Source organism: Mesorhizobium sp. M0563 (assembly GCF_040321065.1).
GTDB lineage: Bacteria > Pseudomonadota > Alphaproteobacteria > Rhizobiales > Rhizobiaceae > Mesorhizobium.
Window position 1 is genome coordinate 78,623 of the sequence record NZ_JAMYQV010000026.1, and the last position, 15,436, is coordinate 94,058.

12 protein-coding genes are annotated in these 15,436 nt (G+C 65.3%); 6 read left to right on the forward strand and 6 right to left on the reverse strand.

Annotated elements, in window-relative coordinates; genetic code table 11:
• Complete coding sequence (locus tag NKI50_RS26605; RefSeq protein ID WP_352494087.1) at positions 1–1,455, reverse strand: sugar ABC transporter ATP-binding protein; 1,455 nt, start codon at positions 1,453–1,455, stop codon at positions 1–3.
• Between the two features lie 113 nt (positions 1,456–1,568).
• Entirely contained in the window at positions 1,569–2,582 is a 1,014-nt protein-coding gene (locus tag NKI50_RS26610; protein WP_023721363.1) for an ABC transporter substrate-binding protein, read from the reverse strand.
• Between the two features lie 218 nt (positions 2,583–2,800).
• Between NKI50_RS26610 and NKI50_RS26615 the strand changes: the two genes are divergently transcribed.
• From NKI50_RS26615 to NKI50_RS26640, 6 genes are all read left to right on the forward strand, one after another.
• Complete coding sequence (locus NKI50_RS26615; protein ID WP_352718058.1) at positions 2,801–5,227, forward strand: glucan 1,4-alpha-glucosidase; 2,427 nt, start codon at positions 2,801–2,803, stop codon at positions 5,225–5,227.
• A gap of 14 nt (positions 5,228–5,241) precedes the next feature.
• Positions 5,242–6,258 carry a phosphogluconate dehydrogenase (NAD(+)-dependent, decarboxylating) gene (gene gnd, locus NKI50_RS26620; RefSeq protein ID WP_352588112.1) on the forward strand — a complete coding sequence of 339 codons (1,017 nt, stop codon included), beginning with the start codon at positions 5,242–5,244 and terminating at the stop codon, positions 6,256–6,258.
• A 22-nt stretch (positions 6,259–6,280) separates the two neighbouring features.
• Entirely contained in the window at positions 6,281–7,657 is a 1,377-nt protein-coding gene (gene zwf, locus NKI50_RS26625) for a glucose-6-phosphate dehydrogenase (RefSeq protein WP_023721367.1), read from the forward strand.
• A 19-nt stretch (positions 7,658–7,676) separates the two neighbouring features.
• Complete coding sequence (locus NKI50_RS26630; protein ID WP_023721368.1) at positions 7,677–8,381, forward strand: ROK family protein; 705 nt, start codon at positions 7,677–7,679, stop codon at positions 8,379–8,381.
• Positions 8,382–8,545: 164 nt separating this feature from the next.
• Positions 8,546–9,010 carry a Ros/MucR family transcriptional regulator gene (locus NKI50_RS26635; protein WP_023721369.1) on the forward strand — a complete coding sequence of 155 codons (465 nt, stop codon included), beginning with the start codon at positions 8,546–8,548 and terminating at the stop codon, positions 9,008–9,010.
• Between the two features lie 182 nt (positions 9,011–9,192).
• Positions 9,193–10,434, forward strand: a complete 1,242-nt coding sequence (locus tag NKI50_RS26640) for an MFS transporter (protein WP_352641260.1) — start codon at positions 9,193–9,195, stop codon at positions 10,432–10,434.
• Between the two features lie 82 nt (positions 10,435–10,516).
• Here NKI50_RS26640 and NKI50_RS26645 read toward each other — a convergent pair whose 3' ends face one another.
• Genes NKI50_RS26645 through NKI50_RS26660 form a run of 4 tightly spaced genes read right to left on the reverse strand, consistent with a single transcriptional unit; the run spans position 10,517 to position 14,902 of the window.
• Positions 10,517–11,233 (reverse strand): glutamine amidotransferase, encoded by a 717-nt coding sequence (locus NKI50_RS26645; protein ID WP_352494083.1) that lies wholly within the window; start codon positions 11,231–11,233, stop codon positions 10,517–10,519.
• 19 nt (positions 11,234–11,252) lie between these two features.
• Positions 11,253–11,732, reverse strand: a complete 480-nt coding sequence (locus NKI50_RS26650; protein ID WP_352481012.1) for a tellurite resistance TerB family protein — start codon at positions 11,730–11,732, stop codon at positions 11,253–11,255.
• 39 nt (positions 11,733–11,771) lie between these two features.
• A complete protein-coding gene (locus NKI50_RS26655) occupies positions 11,772–13,388 on the reverse strand; it encodes a heme biosynthesis protein HemY (RefSeq protein WP_352481013.1) in 1,617 nt (538 codons plus the stop codon).
• Positions 13,389–13,396: 8 nt separating this feature from the next.
• Positions 13,397–14,902: a COG4223 family protein gene (locus tag NKI50_RS26660; RefSeq protein ID WP_023721374.1), complete on the reverse strand. Its 1,506-nt coding sequence runs from the start codon at positions 14,900–14,902 to the stop codon at positions 13,397–13,399.
• Between the last annotated feature and the right edge of the window lie 534 nt (positions 14,903–15,436).

Below are 15,436 nucleotides of genomic sequence, written 5' to 3' on the forward strand. Positions count from 1 at the left end.
TCAGGCCGCGTCGCCAAACGAGGACTGGATGATCTTTTCCTCCGTCAGTTCGTCGCGACGAAGGTTGGCGACGATCCGGCCGTTCTTGAACACATAGATGTGGTCGCAATTGTCGAGCTCTTCGGTTTCGGTGGTGTACCAGAGGAATGTGCGGCCATGGCGAGCTTCTTCGCGCACGAGATCGTAGACTTCGAGCTTGGTTCCGATATCGACGCCGCGCATCGGATCGTCCATCAGCACGATCTTGGCGTCGGAGCCGAGCGCCCGCGCGAACAAGGCCTTCTGCTGGTTGCCGCCGGACAGCGAGAAGATGTTGTTGTTCATGTCGGGCGTGCGGATGCCGATTTTCCGCTGCCACAGCTGGGCGAGCTCGGCTTCGCGCTGCGGCGAGATCAAGAGGCCGTTGCGCAATCGCGCCAGCGAACGGATGCCGATGTTCTCGGCGATCGACCATTGCGGAAAAATCCCGTCCGACTGGCGGTCGCCGGCAACCAGCGCCACCGGCGCGGTGACCTCGATGCCGGTCTTGGCGCGGGAAGCCGCGGCAAAGATCGCCAGCAACAGGTCGGTCTGGCCATGCCCGGCAAGTCCGGCAAGGCCGATGATCTCACCGGCACGGGCGATGAGCTCATTGCCGTCCTGCTGTCGCGCCGGCCGCGCCCGGACCCGCAGCGGACCGGGCTCCGGCTTGCCGCTCGCAATCTCTGCGGCGGCCTTCTCGCGCGCCTCCGCTCCGCCCATCGCCGTCACCAGCCTGTCGCGGTCGAAGGCGTCGGCCTGCCCGGCGGCGACCACCTTGCCGTCGCGCATCACCACGATGCGATCGGCATTTCCGAGCACTTCGCCCAGCACATGCGAGATCAGGATGCAGCTCTTGCCGGCGGCGATGAAGCGGCGCACGAACGCCAGCAGCTGGCCGGCGGTATGCGCATCGAGCGAGGATGTCGGCTCGTCGAGGATGACCAGTTCGAGCGGCTCCTGCGTGACCGTGAAGGCGCGCGCCACCTCCACCATCTGCCGGCTGGTGATGGAAAGATCGCCGACGATGTCGGATGCCGAGATGCTGTGGCCGGGGAATATCTCGTCGAGCTTGGCGGCAATCAGATGGGCGGCCTTGCGCCGCCAGCCGAAGCCATTAAGCGAGGCGTGGTTGATCCGCGTATTCTCGGCGACGCTGAGGTTCGGGCAGAGCGACAGTTCCTGGAAAACGCAACGTATGCCGAGCTGCTGTGCGCGCGGCACCGAATAACTTGCCTCGACGCCGCCGCGGACCGCGATCTGCCCGCTGTCGGGGGTAAGCGTGCCGGCCACCATATGCATGAGCGTCGACTTTCCGGCGCCGTTATGGCCGACGAGACCGACGCATTCTCCGGCACGAACGCTGAAATCGACACCGTCGAGCGCCCTGACGGCACCGAAATGTTTTTCGGCGCCGCCCAGTCTTATGATGTCCATACTGACGGCACCGAAATGTTTTTCGGCGCCGTCAGGCCTGATGATGTCTGCACTGGCCTCGGGCATCCCTCAACGATACCCGGTTATCTGTGGCGGCAACAATAGTGCCATGCTCACTTGATGTTGGCCTTGATCGCCGCGACGGCGTCTTCCTGCGTGTATTCGTGGCTGGCGACGCCGCCCTTCGGAATCTTCGGCAACGCTGCCTCGAAATCGTCCTGTGTGAAGGCGAGATAAGGAACCAGCAGGTCGTGCGGCACGTCGGTGCGGCCGTCGAGCACTTGCTGCGCCACCCAGAAGGCAAGCGTCGATACGCCTGGCGCGATCGAAGCCGACCAGGTCTGGTAACCGTCCTTTTCCTTCTGCTCTTTCCACCATTGCAACTCGTCCTGGCGATTGCCCATGATGATGGTCGGGCGCGGCTTGCCGGCGGCGGCAAAGGCCTGCGCCGCGCCGTAGCCGTCACCGCCCTGGTCGACGACACCGACCACATCCGGCAGCGACGGCAGGATCGTCGCTACGGCCTTCTGTGCCGTGGTCTGGTCCCAGTCGCCGGTCACCGAGCCGACGATCTTGAACTCGGGATGGGCGGCGACACCTTCGAGGATGCCGGCATGGATGGCATCGTCGATCGAAGTGCCGGCAAGGCCACGGATTTCCAGCAGATTGCCACCCTTGGGCTGGAACTTGGCCATCTGCTCGACTTCCTGCTTGCCCATGTCCTTGAAGTCGACGACGACGCGGTAGGCGCAGGGTTCGGTGACGATGCCATCGAAGGAGACGACGACAATGCCGGCGTCGCAGGCCTGCTTGATGGCGCCGTTGAGGGCATCCGGAGATGCCGCGTTGATGACGATCGCGTCATAGCCCTGCAGGATCAGGTTCTGCACCTGGGCTGCCTGCGTCGGCACTTCCTTGTCGGCCGTCGTGAAGACGTCGGCGGCGCCGACCACCTTGTCGGCGACTGCCTTCTTGGTGACGATGCCGTAGCTGTCCAGCATTGCCTGCCGCCACGAATTGCCGGCGTAATTGTTGGAGAAAGCGATCTTCTTGCCGCTGGTATCGGCAAGCGCGGTGCCTGCGGCAAGCATCGCTGCAAGGGCGCCCAAAACGAATATTTTCTTCATGTCATACTCCTCCCGTGAGTTGCTGTCTTACTGGTGGCTAATGGCTGGCTGGTGGCTAATGGCTGATACGCTCACAATGCTGTTTTTTATCTATTATCAGACAAATGCAGATAGCCAGCAAGCTGTCAACATCAATCCATGGCCGACGATCAACTTGCGGTGCAATCATTGAAACCGGTTCGACTCCTGGTCTAGGGATGGCGATGGAGACCGATTAAATGGCAGTGAACCTTGCCCCGGGTGCACCCGGCATTCCGGCGCGCTGGACGTCGAGCGCCAAGAGCGGCGTCGGCACCGCGCTGTCGCCGGCCTGCCCGATCTGGTTCACCATCAGCCACGGTATCCTCAACGAGATCTACTATTCCCGCCTCGACAGCGCATGCACCCGCGATCTGGGGCTGATCGTCACCGGACCCGACGGCTATTTCTCCGAAGAGAAGCGCGACGCCGAACATCGCATCGAACCCCTCGAGGACGGGGTGCCTGCCTATCGGCTGGTCAACACCGCAGCCGATGGAAGCTACCGGATCGAGAAGCGCGTCCTCACCGATCCGGAACGTCCCGTCTTGCTGCAGGAGATCATGTTCACGTCGCTCAAGGGTGCCGCCAGCGACTACCGCGTCTACGCGCTGCTGGCGCCGCACCTCGTCAATGCCGGCATGGGCAACACTGCCTGGATCGACGACCATGAAGGACAGCCTGTTCTGTTTGCATCGGGACGCGGCGTCTGCCTGGCGCTCGCCTCGTCGCGGCCGTGGAAGGCGTGCGCGGCCGGCTATGTCGGCGTCTCCGACGGCTGGCAGCAGCTTCGTCAAAGCGGCCGGCTCGATCCGGCCTGCCGCAGGGCCGAGGACGGCAATGTCGCGCTGACCGGTGAGATCGCCTTTTCGGCTGCGAACCCAAAAATGTTGCTGGCGCTGGGCTTCGGCACGACGCCGCAACAGGCGGCGGAAACTGCTTTCGCCAGCCTGAACCAAGGTTTTGGGCCCGCAGCCGGATCCTACGTCGACAAATGGCGCCAATGGCAGGCCGGATTGCTGCCGCTGGACCGGCATGCGGTGTCCGCCCTCAATCCCTACCGCCTCAGCACGGCGGTGCTGGCGACACACCGCTCGTCGACCGGAGCAGCCGTGGCCAGCCTGTCGATCCCGTGGGGCTTCAACAAGGGCGACGACGATCTCGGCGGCTATCACCTGGTCTGGCCGCGCGATCTGGTCGAAACCGCCGGCGGATTCCTCGCCGCCGGCGACCCGGCGGAAGCCTTGCGCATCCTTGGCTATCTGCGCTCGATCCAGCAGCCGGACGGCCATTGGCCGCAGAACGCCTGGCTCGACGGGTCGGTCTATTGGCCGGGCATCCAGATGGACGAGTGCGCCTTTCCGCTGCTGCTCGCCGACGCGCTGCGCCGCGCCGGGCATTTGCCGCCTGCGGTACTCTCCTCCTTCATGCCGATGATCGAGCGCGCTGCCGCCTATGTCGTACGCAACGGCCCCGTCACCGGCGAGGACCGCTGGGAGGAAGACGCCGGCTACAGCCCGTTCACGCTTGCCGTCGAGATCGCCGCGCTGCTTGCGGCTGCGGACATGTTCGATGCCGCCGGCAAAACAGAGCCGGCAAACTATCTGCGCGAAACCGCCGATATCTGGAACGATCAGATCGAGCGCTGGACCTACGTCGCCGGCACCGCCGCATGCGACGAAGCCGGCGTCGAAGGCTACTATGTCCGCATCGCCCCGCCCGACACCGCCGGCGCCGCATCGCCGAAGGACGGCTTTGTGCCGATCAAGAACCGCCCGCCCGGTGATGCGGACCGCCCAGCCGAAGCGATCGTCAGCCCGGATGCGCTGGCGCTGGTCCGCTTCGGCCTGAGGGCAGCCGACGATCCGCGCATCCTCGACACGGTCAAGGTCATCGACGCGCAATTACGCTGCGAACTGCCGCAGGGGCCGCTCTGGTACCGCTACAATGGCGACGGCTATGGCGAGCATGCCGACGGCGCACCCTTCGATGGAACCGGCCCGGGCCGGCCCGGGCCGCTGCTGGTCGGCGAGCGCGCCCATTACGAGTTGGCGGCGGGACGCAAGGACAGAGCGGCAAGCCTTCTCAACACGTTCGAGAACTCTGCCGGGCCGGGCGGCCTGCTGCCGGAGCAGGTCTGGGATGGTCCCGATATGCCGGAGCGCGAATTGCGGCATGGCGGCCCCTCCGGCAGCGCCAAGCCGCTGGTCTGGGCGCATTCCGAGCACATCAAGCTGCTGCGGTCGCTGCGCGACGGCGCCGTGTTCGACATGCCGCCGCAAGGCGTCAAGCGCTATATCGAGGGCAGGACGGTGTCGCGCCTCAGGGCATGGCGCTTCAACCACAAGATCCGTACCATACCGGCAGGCAAGGCGCTGCGCATCGAACTTCTGGCTCGGGCGGTGGTTCATTGGAGCAGCGACAATTGGGCCACCGTCCATGACAGCGAGACCGCTGCGAACCTTTTCGGTATCCATCTCGCAGAGTTGCCGGTTGCCGACGCCGCTCCGGGCAATAGCATTGTCTTCACATTCTTCTGGTCCGATGCCGGCCGTTGGGAGAATGCTGACTTTTCTGTCGGCATCGACGATGCCGCACAGCCACTAGATCATCGATCCCTCAAGTAAGGCAGGACGAGACCATGCAGATAGGAATGATGGGACTGGGCCGGATGGGCGCCAACATGGTTCGGCGCCTGCTGCGTGATGGCCACGAATGCGTCGTCTACGATATCAACCCGGCGAGCGTCGCGGCGCTTGTGACCGCCGGCGCGGTCGGAGCCCCCTCGATGGAGGAGTTCGTCGGCAAGCTGGCGAAGCCGCGCAGCGCCTGGCTGATGCTGCCGGCGGCGATCACCGGCCGGATCGTCGACCAGGTGGCCGCCTTGATGGAGCCGGGCGACATCATCATCGACGGCGGCAATTCCTATTATCATGAGGCCGTCGACCACGCCGCACGCCTGGCCTTGAAAGGCTTGAGCTATGTCGATGTCGGCACCAGCGGCGGCGTCTGGGGCCTCGAGCGCGGCTATTGCCTGATGATCGGCGGCCCCGACAGCGCGGTGCAGCATCTCGATCCAGTCTTCGCAACGCTGGCGCCCGGCGCCGACGCCGCTTCGCCTGCGCCCGGCAAGGACGCCGGAACCGCTCCCTTCGGCTATCTCCACTGCGGACCAAGCGGCGCCGGCCATTTCGTCAAGATGGTCCATAACGGCATCGAATACGGCGTCATGGCCGCCTATGCCGAGGGCATGAACATCCTGAAATCGGCGAACGCCGGCAAGCGGCAGCGCACCGCCGACGCCGAAACCAGTCCACTCGAGAACCCGCAATATTACCAGTTCGACATCGACATCGCTGAGGTGGCAGAGGTCTGGCGGCACGGCAGCGTCATCGGCTCGTGGCTGCTCGACCTGACGGCCGGCGTGCTGAAGGCCGATTCGTCGCTGACACAGTTCGGCGGGCGGGTCTCGGATTCCGGCGAAGGCCGCTGGACGCTGAAGGCGGCGATCGACACCGGCGTGCCGGCGCCGGTGCTGTCGTCGGCGCTGTTCGACAGGTTCTCCTCGCAAGGCGAGTCCGAATTCGCCGACAAGCTTCTGTCCGCCATGCGCTATGCCTTTGGCGGCCATGTCGAAAAACCCAAGGCCGGCTCGTGACGGGCGACAGGGAGGCACGCCCATGAGCCAGGAACGATCGGACACGCTGGTGCTTTTCGGCGCCACCGGCGATCTCGCCCACAAGAAGATCTTCCCCGCCCTCTACGCCATGGTGGCCAAGGGAACGCTGAACGAGCCGGTGATCGGCGTCGCCTTCGATCCTTGGGATATCGCCAAGCTGCAGGCGCGCGCCCGCGACGGCATCGTCAACGCCATCGGCAGCATCGACGAGAAGATCTTCGCAAGGCTCGCGTCGCTGCTGCGCTATGTCAGCGGCGACTACCGGGCGCCTGCGACCTTCGATAAACTGAAGACCGCGCTCGGCAGCGCACAGCGGCCGCTGCACTATCTGGCGGTGCCGCCCGCCATGTTCGAGGTCGTCGTCCAGGGACTGGAGCAGTCGGGCGCCGCCCAGGGCGCACGCCTGATGGTGGAAAAGCCGTTCGGCCATGATCTGCAATCGGCGCGCTGGCTGAACCGGGTACTGCATCTGGTCTTCGACGAAAAGTCGATCTTCCGCATCGACCATTATCTCGGCAAGGAGGCGATCCAGAACTTGCTCTATTTCCGCTTCGCCAATTCCTTCCTCGAGCCGATCTGGAACCGCAACTTCGTCGAGAGCGTGCAGATCACCATGGCCGAGGATTTCGGTGTCGAGGGCCGCGGCCGCTTCTATGACGAGGTCGGCTGCATCCGCGACGTCATCGAAAACCATCTGCTCAACATCCTCTTGCTGCTCGCCATGGAGCCGCCGGTCGGCCGCTCGGCCGACGATCTGATCGACGAGAAGGTGCAGGTGCTGCGGGCGATCCGGACGCTGACCAGGGACGATGTCGTGCGCGGCCAGTTCGACGGCTATCTCAACGAGCCGGGCGTGGCGCCGAACTCGCCGGTCGAGACCTTCGCGGCGGTGCGCTTTTTCGTCGATACCTGGCGCTGGCAAGATGTGCCGTTCTTCATCCGCGCCGGCAAATCCCTGCCGGTGCACGCCACCGAGGTCATCGTGCGGCTGAAACGGCCGCCGCTCGACGTCTTCGATCCAATCAAGCCCGGCGACTGCAATCACGTGCGCTTCCGCATCGATCCGCAGGTGGCGATCTCGATCGGAGCCCGGCGCAAGGCGCCCGGCGACGACATGGTCGGCGAGCAGGTCGAGCTCACCGCGCTCGACGATTCGAAGGGCGACATGCCGCCTTACGAGCGGTTGATCGGCGACGCTATGAACGGCAACGGCCAGCTGTTCACCCGCCAGGACGCCAGCGAGCTCGCCTGGCGCATCGTCGGCCCGGTGCTCGGCGACACCACGCCGCCCGCGATCTACGCGCCAAAGACCTGGGGGCCGACCGAAGCGATGACTGGATTCGGCCCGCCGAACGGCTGGATCAATCCATCGAAATGATTTCTGGGAGGCGAAAGCGATGGCCAAAGCGGTGAAGCGACCGGCACCCGACGCCGAAAAGATCGTGCTTGCGATCGATATCGGCGGCTCGCACGTCAAGATCCGCACCAGCGCCGGCGGCGACGAGCGCAAGACCGCTTCCGGACCGGAGCTGACGCCGCAGCAGATGGTCGCGGCGGTGAAGACGCTGGCCGAAGGGCTGCAATACGATGTCGTCTCGATGGGCTATCCGGGTCCGGTGCACCACAACCGGCCGCTCACCGAACCCGCCAATCTCGGCAAGGGCTGGGTCGGCTGCGATTTCGCCGCTGAGTTCGGCAAACCGGTGAAGGTCGTCAACGATGCGCTGATGCAGGCCGTCGGCAGCTATGAAGGCGGCCGCATGCTGTTCCTCGGCCTCGGAACCGGCCTCGGGGCCGCGATGATCGTCGACAACGTCGCCCAACCGATGGAGCTTGCCCATCTTCCCTACAAGAAGCGCGGCAGTTTCGAAGACTATGTCGGCGAACGCGGCCTGCAAAAGCGCGGCAAGAAGAAATGGCGCAAACACGTCTTTGACGTGGTCGACCGGCTTCGCGCCGCCATGCAGCCGGATTACGTGGTCATCGGCGGCGGCAATGTCGAGGAACTCGCCGACTTGCCCGCCGATTGCAGACGCGGCGACAATACACGCGCCTTCGAGGGCGGATTTCGACTGTGGCGCGACAAATCCCTGATTATCTGATATTGCTGATTGTCTGATATTATCGAGCACCGGCTCAGGGTTGTTAATCCCGCGCTGCCGTTAGTATTATTATTCAAAATAATGTGTGACGTGGTGCGGCGTCATTGCATTGCGCAGATTTGCCGACTAGGAATTTCTGCGACCCCCACGGACGGAGAAATAGATTGACCGACGACAACAACAACGCTCGCAAAGACATCGACCTGCTTGAGCTGACCGCCCATATCGTGTCCGCATATGTCGAGAAGAACCGCTTGCCGGCTTCCGGCCTCGGCGATCTCATCGCCAGCGTCAGCGCTTCCATAGGCGGGCTCGGGCAACCGGCAGTGCCGGTCGCCGCGCCGCTGACGCCTGCCGTCAATCCCAAGAAATCGGTGACGCCGGACTACATCATCTGTCTCGAGGACGGCAAGAAGTTCAAATCCTTGAAGCGCCATATCGGCGTCCATTTCGGGCTGACGCCCGACGCCTATCGCGCCAAATGGGGCCTGCCGTCCGACTACCCGATGGTCGCCCCCAACTACGCGGCCTCGCGTTCGCAGCTGGCCAAGGCAATCGGTCTCGGCCGCAAGGCCGCCCCGCCCGCGCCCGTCAAGGGCAGGGGCAGGAAGGCCAAGGCGACGGCCTAAAGCGTTCGGAGCAGGTCCGGTCGCTCCGCCAGCGGCAACGCCCGGCGGAGCGGAAATTGTTGATCCAGGCCGGATTTTTGCGCGCGCCCTGCGCTGAACTGCGCTAAAGGCTCTCTTGGCCGGACCAGCGCCCATCGTGGAAGTGCCCCGCCGGCCGACATCGCCGCCACGGGGCCTGATCCATGACCACAGAATCCCAAGTACCGCCTGACCAGCGTTATGCCGCCTTTCGCCATCGGCCGTTCCTGAGCTACTGGGCGGCGCGCTTCCTCTCGACATTCTCCACCCAGATCGTGTCGGTCGCCGTCGGCTGGCAGATCTACGATCTGACCCGCGACCCGTTCGACCTTGGGCTTGTCGGCATCGTCCAGTTCCTGCCTTCGCTGCTGCTGGTGCTGGTCACTGGCGACGTTGCCGACCGTTTTGGACGCCGCCTGATCATGGCGCTGGCGGTGCTGGTCGAGGCGGGCTGCGCTTTGGCGCTTCTGTTGCTGACGCTGCGCGGCCTCTCCGGGCCGATGCCGGTCTTCATCGTGCTCGCCATGTTCGGCATCGCGCGCGCCTTCTTCGGGCCGGCCTCGTCATCATTGTTCGCCAATCTGGTGCCGCCCGAGGATTTCGCCAACGCCATCGCCTGGAACTCGTCCGCCTGGCAGACGGCAACCATCGTCGGGCCGGTCGCCGGCGGTCTGCTCTACGGGCTTTCGGCCGAAGCCGCCTACACCACCGCGGCCGCGCTGATGCTCATCGCCGCCGTGCTGATCTTCACCATCCCGAAGCCCGCCCAGCGCAGCCGGACCGACAGACCGACGGTACGGACCCTGTTCGCCGGCTTCGGCTATATCTGGAGCGAAAAGATCGTGCTAGGCGCGATTTCGCTCGATCTGTTCGCGGTGCTCCTGTCCGGCGCCTCGGCGCTGCTGCCGGTCTATGCGCGCGATATCCTCGAACTCGGCCCATGGGGGCTCGGCCTGTTGCGCTCGGCGCCCGGCGTCGGCGCCATCTGCGTCGCCATCTGGCTGGCCGGACACCCGATCCGCAACCATGCCGGCCTTGTCATGCTCGGCTTCGTTGCGCTGTTCGGCGCGTTCACCGTCTTGTTCGGCCTCTCGACCATCACCTGGCTGTCGATCGCAGCCCTTGCCCTGCTCGGCGCCACCGACATGTTCAGCGTCTATATCCGCGAGACGCTGATCCAGCTGTGGACGCCGGACGACGTTCGCGGCCGCGTCAACGCCGTCAACCAGGTGTTTGTCGGCGCCTCCAATGAGCTCGGCGAATTCCGCGCCGGCACCATGGCCGCGCTGATCGGCACGGTTCCGGCCGTGGTGGTCGGCGGCGTCGGCGCGATCGCTGTCGCCGGTCTATGGGCGGTGCTGTTCCCACAGCTGCGCAAGGTGCGTCATCTCAGGGGGCGAAACTAAAGCGCGACGCGCTTTAGTTCGTTTGTTTGTGCATGTCGTTTTCCCAAAACCGCTGCACACTTTTGGGCGACATGCACCGACTTCACCGCAGCGCCGGCTTGCCAAAAATCATGGGCAGGAACTCGCCGAGCCAGCGCTTGAGGTGCATGTCCCAGATCAGCCGGCCACCGAGATGGTCGCGGCCGGGCTGCGCGCCGGGCAATTCGAAGCGATGGGCGCCGCGCACCACCCAGCGCTGCATCATCGCCCGGGTCAATTCGCCATGGAACTGGATGCCCCAGGCATTGTCGCCATAGCGGAAGGCCTGGTTGGGATAGGTTTCGGCCGTCGCCAAAAGTGTTGCGTCCTTCGGCAGCGAAAAGCCCTCACGATGGAACTGATAGACCATCTCCGGCCAATGCATCAGCCTGCTGCCTGCTTCAGTCGCCTTTAGCGGATACCAGCCGATTTCGACGAGGCCCTCGCCATGGCCCTCGACCCTGCCGCCGAGATGCTTGACCAGCATTTGCGCGCCGAGGCAGATGCCAAGCAGCGGCCGGTTCTCGTTGAGTGGAATTTTGAGCCAGTCGGTCTCGCGGCGGACGAACTCGTCGCCGTCATTGGCGCTCATCGGCCCGCCGAACACCACGGCGCCGGCATGGCCATCCAGCGTCTGCGGCAAGGCCTCGCCGAGCGGCGGGCGGCGGATGTCGAGATCGAAGCCTTCCTCGATAAGCATATGGCCGACCCGACCCGAGCTCGAATGCTCCTGATGCAGCACGATCAGGATCTTTGGTCTCGGGCTTGGCTTGGGCGGCATTGGAAGGCGGGATCCTGTTCTATTCGTCGCTTGACGTTCCGGCAGCACCAGGAGCCGCGGCCGCCGCCTTGAGGCGCGCCTCGACGCGGTCGCGGCGTTCGACGCCGATCAGCTCGGCGACCCGCCAGACGGTATTGTCCTCGAGTTCGTGCAGCTCGCCATCGGCATAGACGATCTCCCACATCAGGCCGATAAAGGCCTTTCGCGCCTCGGCGTCGAGATGGCGCTTGAGCACGCTGGTAAAGGCGTAAAGGTCGATCGCCTCATTGTCGGCCCGCTCGCCGGCAGCCGCCAACGCATCGAGTTCGTCGCCGCTGATAGAATAGCTTTCCGCCAGCACCTTCTTGAACCGTTCCCATTCGGTATCCTGGCGCACGCCGTCGGCGTTCATCACGTGGAAAAGGAGGGCGGATGCGGCAACGCGCGGATCGTCGGCGCTGGCGCTGGCGCCACTACCGGACGGCAGGTCCCTTAGAAACGACAGAACGCGTTCGAACATCAAATCATTCCCAATAAGACCGGGTCCACTCGACCCGGATCAGAACAAACGAAACCGGCGCGTCGATTTACCCGCCTCGTCGTCGGGGTCGACGCCGGGGTCGTCGGGCAGCCGCGTCAACTCCTGCGCCGGCTCGACGGCTTCGGCATCGTCCGGCACCGCGGCAAACGCCGCCGCGGCGACCGGTGTCACATGATCCTCGCCGGCACGGTTTTCGGTCTCTGCTTCGGTCGCGGTGCCCGGTGTCTCGGCAGCAACCGCTGTGTGCTCGATCGCCTCGGCTGTTTCCTGTACCGGCTTGGCTGAAGCCGCAATTGCCGGCACCGATGCCTCCTGCGTATCCTCATCGCTGTCGATCAACTGGCCGAGCCGCTCCATCGGCGCTCGCCATTCGAATGCATCGAGCCTGCCGGTGATCGGCGATACCGGAGCCCAGCGGTCGGAGACGACGCCGTCGGCGACCCAGGCCGGGTCGCGCGGCGCTCTCACCGCCTTCGACAGCAACTGCCGCACCTTGCCCTGGTCGCCGGTCTCAGCCTCCTCGATATCGGCCAGCAGCAGATAGGCGCCTTCGCGGCGATCGATGCGGATGGCGGCTTCGGCCTCGCGGCGGGCGGTTGAAAAGTCCTGCGCATCGAGCGCGGCGCGCGCCACGGCAAGCGAGGCCTCGGCATGGTTCTTCTTCAGGTCCTGCAGCTTCTTTGCCCGGTTCAGCCGGTCGAGCACGGCATCGCCGGGCCTGGCATGGGTGTAGAGCTCGGCGATCTCCGGGTGCGGCTCGGCCTTCCACGCCGCCTCGAGGATTTTCGAGCCCTTGCGCACGTCGTTCAGCCGAAACAGCAATTTCGCCGCGGCGACCGCCGCCGGCGCGAAATCCGGCCGCAGCCGGTTGGCTTCGAGAGCCGCCGTCCGGGCGGCATTGGCATCGCTGTCGATCAGCGCCTGCGCCTTGGCGGTCAGCAGCACAGCGCGGCGCCGGTTAGCGGCGTCGCGCTCGATCTGCCGCGTTGACTTCTGGGCGTCGACAAGTTTCAGCGCACCATCCCAGTCGCCACGCCCGGTCAGATCTTCCAGCGTCGATTCGGCCGCCCAGGCCAGCTGCGGCGCCACCGCCGCCGCACGGCCGGCATAGTGGCGGGCTGCGTTGCGGTCGCCGAGCCGCTCGGCTTCGAGATACAGTCCGCGCAGGCCGAGCAGCCGCATTTCGGGATCGTCGAGCATGGTCTCGAACTTTTCGCGGGCGCCCTCATGGTCGCCTTCGAGCAGCGAGGCCTGCGCGTCGAGCAGCTGGATCAGCGGCTCCTGGTCGGAGCGGATCAGCTTTGCCGCTTCCTTGGTCTTCTTGCGGGCGAGCGCGCCGTCACCGGCGCCGGCGGCGATCATGCCGGTCGACAGCGCCTGATAGCCGCGGTCGCGGCGCCGCACGCGGAAATAGCGCGAGATCGTATAGGGGCTGGTCCACAGCGCCTTGACCAGCCACCAGACGATCATCACCGCGGCAACCACGGCAACGATCGCCACCGCCGCGACCATCAGGCTGACCTGGTATTGATAGCCGTTGAAGGTGACGAGCATTTCACCCGGCCGGTCGGCCAGCCAGGCGAACCCGAGCCCGAGCGCAAAGACGACGGCAAGGAAGGCGAGGATGCGGATCATCGGGTTCCTCACGCCTTCATCGCGCCAGCGATGAGCGAATCGATCTGCGTCTCGACCTCCATCCGCGCTTTCAGTTTGCCGGCAAAGTCGGCGCCGGCGGCCTTGGCCGCTTCAGGCAGCGTTTCGTATTCGCTGAGCGCCTTGGCGTAGTCGCCCTGATTGACGGCGACCTCCATGCGGGCGACGGTTTCCGGGGCGCCGGCGCCCTCGACCGCACCGATCGGCCTGACCTTGACCAGCGATTCGGCGCTCGACAGCAGCTTTTGCAGGATGCCGGCATTCTGGTCGACAGGCGTCGCGGCAGCGACCATGGCGTTGGCGGTGGCGTCCGCTTCGGCGGCGATCTCGGCGCGCGTTGGGACGCCCTTTTCGGCATAGGCGCGCAGCGTCGCGATCTCGGGTGCATCGGGTGAGATCGCGGCAAAGGTTTCGAGTTCGGTCGCGAACGGCGCACCGCGGTCGAGCGCTGCCTTGAGCGCCGAGGCGGCAATGGCCAGCGCGATCTTCGGCTGCGAAGCCTGTGCATCGACCTTGCCCGAGAGCTGTGAAACCGACTGTTCCAGCGCCGCAAGCCGGCCTTCCTGCGCCTTTGCCGTCTCGCCGGCCGATTTCACCAGCGCGTCGAGCGCGGCCAGCCTTTCGTTGAGCGGCTCGAGATCGACCGGCGCCGTGCCGCCGGCCTTGCCGAGGCCCGCGACCGCCGTCTCGATCTGCCGGACCTTGTCGCCAAGTGCGGCCAGCCCGGCATTGTCGCCGGCGCCGCCTTGCTCGACCGCCGATTTGAGCGCCGTGACGTCCGCCCTGACCTGATCCAGCGCCGACGACAGCCCGTCCACCTTGGCTGATGCGTCATTGTTGGCGTCGGCCTGTCTGAGGTCCGCGACCTCGCGTTTCAGCGAAGCGATCTCACTATTGACGGGGTCGAGCGACACGCCGCCCGACCCCGGCGCCCCGAGCAGGCCGGCAAATTGCAGCCCGCCGGCGGCGGCCAGCGCGATGACGCCGCCGACAATACCGGCGGCGATGCCGTTGATGCCGCTCCGCTTCGGCTGCGCTGCCATATGGTCGTCCCTCGTCTCAGCTGTCTTCTCGCCGGAACCTGGTATCCTCGGTTCGTTGGCCCCGGTTCCGCTGGGTGCATCTTCGAAACTGTAGTCGGAAGCCGTGAAGCGACCGACCGGCGCATCCGAACCGGCCGGATAAGGGATTTCCGCTTCCCTGGCAGAATCGGCGCCTGCGTCCGTCGGCTCTTGCGTGCCGGCCCGCGCGGCTGCGTCGGCATGTTCCCATGGTTCGAGATCGGTCTGGTCGGCATGCACCGGCTCCTCAGGCGGCTCCGGCTGCGATGCGTTCGCCGCTTCCTCGGCCCGCGCCTCGTAGGTCTGCGCCGCGGCCGGCTGCTGCGAGCTGGCATCCTGTTCGTCGGCGACTCGCGAGACGGCGCCGGGCTCGAGATCGATGGTCACCGGCTCACGGCGGCTCTTGGAATGCCGCATCTTCGGCGTCTTGACCATGCTCGGGCTCCGCAAAATTCGCTTCGGGATGGTTTGAAGGGTCTAGCACATCACCAAGCGGTGAAAAGGGGCGGCGTGATGACGCCACGGCTTGGAGTTCAGTTTTGGCAAAACGCCGCAGCGGTTTTGGGACACGGCATGCGGAACCAGAAATGAAAAACCCGCCTCGGCGGCGGGTCGTTGGGGCGAATCAGCACCATGCTGAAATTATTAGCATAGCTGCCGGCACAAAGCAAGAACAAAATGTGCCCGAGCGCAATTGTCTCAGGTTGGTGGCTGCCCGCCAAGCTGCCGATCTCCCCCCTTGCGGGGGAGATGGCCGGCAGGCCAGAGGGGGGTGTGACAGAGCACCAACGTCTACCTAAACCCATCCCCCAACCGGCAATGGAGGGCTCGATTGGCTGACAGGAGTTGTGTGCGTCAAGTTCGGCAAAAATGGCGTGGCAGTAGCTGTGACGTCGGCGTGTCCGCCCCGCCGCCCCCCGGGTTTTGGGCGCCGCGGGCCCACCGGCGGGCGCAGGCGGGCAATGCGCG